We start from the raw sequence: 5,101 nt of genomic DNA, 5'->3' as shown, positions 1-5,101 counted from the left end.
AAAAAACTTAAACTAAGCATATAACACTTGAAATCATTAATAAAAAGTGGTAGACTTGTAATGTTGACTAAATGCACATCCTGTGCAACCGCGCGAAAATTGTTTAAGTAGGTCTCGTACCTCGCAATCTAGGCGAGTCTTCACAGAGGTAAAACCTCAAACCAATATTTTTATAGGAGGTGCATCATGAGCACATACGCAATCATCAAAACTGGTGGTAAACAAGTTAAAGTTGAAGTAGGTCAAGCTATCTACGTTGAAAAAATTGACGCTGAATCTGGCGCAGAAGTGACTTTTAACGAAGTTGTTCTTGTTGGTGGTGAAACTACTAAAGTCGGTACTCCAGTTGTTGAAGGAGCTACAGTCGTTGGTACTATCGAAAAACAAGGTAAACAAAAGAAAGTTGTTTCTTACAAATACAAACCTAAAAAAGGTAGCCACCGTAAACAAGGTCACCGTCAACCTTACACTAAAGTTGTTATCAACGCTATCAACGCTTAATCTTTATGATTCAAGCAACCTTTATTCGGACAAATCAGCAACTTGCTAGTGTTGAACTAACAGGCCATGCTGGAAGTGGTGAATTTGGTTATGATATCGTCTGTGCAGCCGTTTCAACGCTAGCGATTAGCTTAGTTAATTCTTTAGAAGGTTTAACGAACTGTACAGCAGATGTAACAATCGATGAGATTGATGGCGGTTATATGAAGATAGCCTTATCTGACTTAGCTGACCTTAAAAATGAGAAGGTTCAACTATTATTTGAATCATTTCTCCTAGGCATGACTAATCTAGCTGAAAACTCTAGTGAGTTTATTACAACAGTCGTCATTGCCAATTAAACAAAGAGAGGACAAACATTATGTTAAAAATGAATCTTGCTAACTTGCAACTTTTCGCCCACAAAAAAGGTGGAGGTTCTACATCAAACGGACGTGATTCACAAGCTAAACGCCTTGGTGCTAAAGCTGCTGATGGACAAACTGTTTCAGGTGGTTCAATCCTTTACCGTCAACGCGGAACTCACATCTACCCAGGAGCTAACGTAGGTCGTGGTGGTGATGACACACTTTTCGCAAAAGTTGAAGGTGTTGTACGTTTCGAACGTAAAGGACGCGATAAAAAACAAGTATCTGTTTACCCAATCGCTAAATAATGCGTAAAAGCGTATAAGAATAGGCTTTCCGAGGTTTCGGAAGGCCTGTTTTTTGTTTTGGTACCCACCGTGGTACCCATATTTTAAAAACCAATGTAGGAAGCGAACTTATCGGCAACTTCATTTTTTGCTTTTTGGGTAACGTGAGTATAGATGTCCATTGTGGTTTGGATGTTTTCGTGTCCTAGCCTCTCCTGAACTTCTTTGATCGTTGCGCCTGCTTCAAATAGCAGCGAGCAATGAGTATGTCGGAAACCGTGAGGTGTGATGCGTTTGAAGTCTGGGTGTTTCCTCCAAACACGATTGAGCATGTTATTGACATGGACAATACTTTTTGGATCCCCGTCCTCATTCTTGAAGAGCAAACCTTTGTACTGTATTTTTTCCACGCTTTTAAAATTTCTACTGTCTGAGGGTCCAGAGAGATGGTTCTAGCGCTTCGTTTTGTTTTGGGGGTCTGGAATATCGTTTTGTTGTTTTCGCCCTTAGCGAGCGTTTTATTGACTTTTAATTGTGCAACTTTTAAGTCTATGTCTGAACAACTTAATGCACCGACTTCGTTTTTTCTCATTCCAGTGAAGGCTAGCAGGCGAAAGAAAGCTAACATCTCTGGGTCTTCCATCTTTTCTACAATCGAAAAGAACTCTCTAAGCTCATCTTTATTGTAGAATTGTTCCAGTTCATCCTTATCCTTTTTTGGCCGTTTTGGTTTTAGTGTTTTTCTCATTGGATTGCTTTCGATTAGCTCCATCGAGATAGCATAATCAAAGATTTGGTTTGCGATGCTGATGATTCCGGAAAAGCGTTTATATTGGTCAGCCCATTTATTGACTTGAGTTTGGCACATTGTCAGAGTAATCTTATTAATGGCTTTATCTCCAAAAGTAGGAAGGATGAGCCTATTTGCCTTGTCTATTTGACTGACAAATGTGGACTCTTTGACAGTGTTCTTGTAATGTTCCTTCCAAACTTCATAGACTTGTCGGAAAGTGGTAGTGACACTCCTGGAACGGAAAGTCTTCTTTTCATATTCAGTCAGGCATTTTGCTTCAGCAAGTCTTGCTTCACGTTCGGTTTTGAATCCTCGTCGTTTGGTAATAATCTTTTTCCCAGTCAATGGATCTAAACCATGGTATGCTTTGAAATAATAAGCAGTAATCACCTTTTTTATATTGTCCAATCATTGTTTTTCACCTCATTTTCTGTTAAAATGGGTACAATAAAGAGGGCCATTTAATGCCTATCTTTATTATACATGGATTCCCCTACACTCAAGGTTTGCCGACGGAGAGTGTGGGGATTTTTTCTTTTTTTGTTAATCTTAGCAACTTTAGTAAAATAGCTTACGCTAAGTTTCTAAATTCTTCTTTAACCATCACCTCGTTTGCAATGGTTTTATAATCCAGTAAATTTAATTCAATCCGTTGATTGATAGTCTATTCTGATAAGCTAATTCAAACAGATATTTGTAGAGTGGGAGGATATCTAACTTTTTAGGAAACTCAAATTTTTGTTTAACGAGTTGCTCTGCATGGGCTTTTAGATGGACATTTTCTAAGTAAGTCACTACAATTTCGCTATCATCAATACCAAAGCCAGCTGTTTCCATTTCAACATTTACAATGTTCATTAGAAAAATAGATTTAAAAGATGTTTTTTTACCACTAGCGCCTTGTTTGTCAATAAAAATGATTCGTATATTGGTAAATACAAGAGCGTCTCTAATTAATACATAACCACTTTGTATTTCTTCATTAGGCAACAAGTAATCACCGTATTCTTTTTGTAGATCTGAAGCACTTTGTTGACTAAAATTACCTGCTAATCCTTGTGCGATTTTTCCAAAATTTAATGCCATACTTTTCTCCCTCAGCTTTTAACGTGGTTCAGTTTTGCACGTATTTTTAGTTTATCAAATTCAAATATTCCTCAATCACCATCGTCTCATTTGCGATGGTTTTTTATTTTTCCGAATACTTCCCAACGACTTCACCGATGATTCGGAAGTCGCTGTTCTTGTCTATTGGAATGTCATCGTACTCATCGTTTAAGCTGCGTAAGAAGGCATCATACTTGTTGATGACCAGTTGTTTGATATAAGCGTCACCGTTATACTCAAACACTCCTATATCGCCATCTGAGAGGTTAACCGATGGTTTGACAAAGATGTAATCACCAGAAGAGTAGTCAGGTTCCATGGAGTCACCATAGATGGGAACGACAAATTCTGCATTAATATCTACTGGAAGCTCGATTTGTTCCACTTGTACATCATTGAGGTACTGACCTGTACCAGCAGACGCAGGCTGGTCGTAGTAGTTGTAGGTGTAGTAGGTGATAGGTTCGTCTACTGTATTCTTACTGTTTTCTACTGTGTTTTGTTGTTTCAGCAGGTTCACACCGTGGTTAATCCAAGCACTGTGTTGTGGTTCTTTAAGCTTACGGTCGAGGTGCAGGACTTTAGGGGTGGGGGTGAAAGTATTTTTTGGATTTGTACCGTGAAGAATATAATCGGTTGTAGTGCTAAATAATTGTGCTAATTTCACAAGCTTACCACCAGTAGGTAGGTTTTTCCCATTTTCCCACTTTGAAATAGTTGTAAAAGATTTATATCCCATAAACTCTGCTACATCTGTTTGTTCTAAATTATTATCTAGCCTAAGTTGTCTGATACGCTCTGAAATCTGTTTAATATCTGACATTTTTCTTTATTCCTTTAGATTTTTGTTAATTATATTTTATAGTAGAATTGAGAAAAATTCAAGCAAAGTTGATAAAAAAATAAAAAACTTGAAAAAAATTCAAGTAAACTATCGACGCTTGAGAAAATCTCAAGTATAATATAATCAAGGTCAAGGAAATGACCGAAAGAAAGGAGATAGCCACTGATGGAAAGTAGGCGAAATAAAAAACCTAAACACAAAGAGCTAGAGTTCGAAATTCAAATTCTTTGGTTTAGGCTCAAAATAAAATATCTGATTACAAGGTAATCGGATAGGGGGATGGAAATCCCCCACCCCTTAAAGGGGTTATGCTTACTATATCATAGTGGTTACTTTCTTTCAAGAAAGTGAGGAATAAAAATGGAGTTATCTTTTGAACTAAACTTTGAAACACTCGATGAAGCAGTTGAAGGAATTAACAAATTAAAAGAAACCTATCCAGACGACAAGCTTCTTATCAAAGTATCTGTTTCTAACTATCGCTATTTAGGTTAGAAACTGTATTATAGAAAGAGTTATAGAAATCTTGAATGTTTGAAACATTTAAATGCGAGTGATGCGCTTTGAGGTTTGCTTTTACATTGTAATGTTCAACAGCTAGTTTCGTTAACTCTAAAGCTATTTCTTTATCAGTTAAAGACATCAGCTTATCCTCCTTTCATTTAGGCTAAGTTGATTATAACACACAGAAAGGAAAGAATATGAACATCAAAAAATTGTTGTTTGGGTCTTATGATTACAATAAGACATCGGAAGATGGTAAGGAAAAACTATCAGTCAATATCAAAGGTGGTTGGGTAATCGGTCTGATTATCTTAGGGCTGATTGCTTGGTTAGTTTTAAAATAAAAAACTCCCCAGAGGAAGTTGAAAGGAACATATATGAATACAGAAGAGAGAATCGAGTTTTTAGAGAATGAGAACGAAAAAAATGTAGCCCTTATCAACTATTTGAAAGACTACATAAATGGTATAGAGGAGCGTGTATGTCGGTTAGAAAAAACTAATCGTTATTAAAATATCTATTCACTAACATCATTTTGAAAAGCATTTGGATATTTAGCTTGTAACTCAAAAATCTTTTCAAGTTTTTCAGGTTCTTGAAAAGCCATCACAATCAAGTCTTCTTGTGTCATAGGTCGACTTTGAACAGTATTGTTTTCAACTTTATCCGTAAGTTGAGCGATAGCATCATATATATTATTGATAGAAGTTTTAAGTTG

At 36.6% G+C, this 5,101-nt stretch carries 8 protein-coding genes, 2 pseudogenes and 1 other annotated feature; of the genes and pseudogenes, 5 read left to right on the top strand and 5 right to left on the bottom strand.

Annotated elements, in window-relative coordinates:
* Nucleotides 1-76 precede the first annotated feature (76 nt).
* Nucleotides 77-150, top strand: a sequence feature (ribosomal protein L21 leader region).
* A 36-nt stretch (nt 151-186) separates the two neighbouring features.
* From rplU to rpmA, 3 genes are read left to right on the top strand one after another with little or no spacing between them, the layout of a single operon-like run.
* Nucleotides 187-501 carry a 50S ribosomal protein L21 gene (gene rplU / locus ACMZ6U_RS09260; protein WP_416108154.1) on the top strand — a complete coding sequence of 105 codons (315 nt, stop codon included), beginning with the start codon at nt 187-189 and terminating at the stop codon, nt 499-501.
* 5 nt (nt 502-506) lie between these two features.
* Nucleotides 507-842 (top strand): ribosomal-processing cysteine protease Prp, encoded by a 336-nt coding sequence (locus ACMZ6U_RS09255; RefSeq protein ID WP_416108152.1) that lies wholly within the window; start codon nt 507-509, stop codon nt 840-842.
* A gap of 20 nt (nt 843-862) precedes the next feature.
* Complete coding sequence (gene rpmA / locus ACMZ6U_RS09250; protein WP_000916503.1) at nt 863-1,156, top strand: 50S ribosomal protein L27; 294 nt, start codon at nt 863-865, stop codon at nt 1,154-1,156.
* 83 nt (nt 1,157-1,239) lie between these two features.
* Here the strand turns inward: rpmA and ACMZ6U_RS09245 are convergent, their stop codons facing one another.
* The 4 genes and pseudogenes from ACMZ6U_RS09245 to ACMZ6U_RS09230 form a co-directional block, all read right to left on the bottom strand.
* The gene (locus tag ACMZ6U_RS09245) at nt 1,240-1,545 is read right to left on the bottom strand and encodes a tyrosine-type recombinase/integrase (RefSeq protein ID WP_416108149.1); all 306 of its coding nucleotides are present in this window, start codon (nt 1,543-1,545) and stop codon (nt 1,240-1,242) included.
* Between the two features lie 389 nt (nt 1,546-1,934).
* Nucleotides 1,935-2,318: pseudogene (locus ACMZ6U_RS09240) on the bottom strand (Arm DNA-binding domain-containing protein); the annotation flags it as partial.
* A 249-nt stretch (nt 2,319-2,567) separates the two neighbouring features.
* Entirely contained in the window at nt 2,568-3,014 is a 447-nt protein-coding gene (locus ACMZ6U_RS09235) for a PH domain-containing protein (RefSeq protein ID WP_416108147.1), read from the bottom strand.
* A gap of 103 nt (nt 3,015-3,117) precedes the next feature.
* Entirely contained in the window at nt 3,118-3,858 is a 741-nt protein-coding gene (locus ACMZ6U_RS09230) for an XRE family transcriptional regulator (RefSeq protein WP_416108145.1), read from the bottom strand.
* Between the two features lie 381 nt (nt 3,859-4,239).
* On the opposite strand from ACMZ6U_RS09230, the gene ACMZ6U_RS09225 reads away from it, so the two are divergent.
* Both ACMZ6U_RS09225 and ACMZ6U_RS09220 read left to right on the top strand, forming a co-directional pair.
* A complete protein-coding gene (locus ACMZ6U_RS09225; protein ID WP_416108143.1) occupies nt 4,240-4,374 on the top strand; it encodes a hypothetical protein in 135 nt (44 codons plus the stop codon).
* A 206-nt stretch (nt 4,375-4,580) separates the two neighbouring features.
* The gene (locus ACMZ6U_RS09220; protein ID WP_416108141.1) at nt 4,581-4,727 is read left to right on the top strand and encodes a hypothetical protein; all 147 of its coding nucleotides are present in this window, start codon (nt 4,581-4,583) and stop codon (nt 4,725-4,727) included.
* A gap of 173 nt (nt 4,728-4,900) precedes the next feature.
* Here the strand turns inward: ACMZ6U_RS09220 and ACMZ6U_RS09215 are convergent.
* A pseudogene (locus ACMZ6U_RS09215) lies at nt 4,901-5,101 on the bottom strand (hypothetical protein); the annotation flags it as partial.

The sequence above is a fragment of the Streptococcus pluranimalium genome, from assembly GCF_047785745.1.
GTDB classification, from domain to species: Bacteria; Bacillota; Bacilli; order Lactobacillales; family Streptococcaceae; genus Streptococcus; species Streptococcus pluranimalium_B.
This window is presented reverse-complemented; position numbering and strand designations above follow the sequence as displayed.

Coding starts and splice junctions, on each gene's coding strand:
- ACMZ6U_RS09255 (WP_416108152.1), top strand. CDS start 507: ATGATTCAAGCAACCTTTATTCGGACAAATCAGCAACTTGCTAGTGTT.
- ACMZ6U_RS09235 (WP_416108147.1), bottom strand. CDS start 3,014: ATGGCATTAAATTTTGGAAAAATCGCACAAGGATTAGCAGGTAATTTT.
- ACMZ6U_RS09225 (WP_416108143.1), top strand. CDS start 4,240: ATGGAGTTATCTTTTGAACTAAACTTTGAAACACTCGATGAAGCAGTT.
- ACMZ6U_RS09230 (WP_416108145.1), bottom strand. CDS start 3,858: ATGTCAGATATTAAACAGATTTCAGAGCGTATCAGACAACTTAGGCTA.
- rplU (WP_416108154.1), top strand. CDS start 187: ATGAGCACATACGCAATCATCAAAACTGGTGGTAAACAAGTTAAAGTT.
- rpmA (WP_000916503.1), top strand. CDS start 863: ATGTTAAAAATGAATCTTGCTAACTTGCAACTTTTCGCCCACAAAAAA.
- ACMZ6U_RS09220 (WP_416108141.1), top strand. CDS start 4,581: ATGAACATCAAAAAATTGTTGTTTGGGTCTTATGATTACAATAAGACA.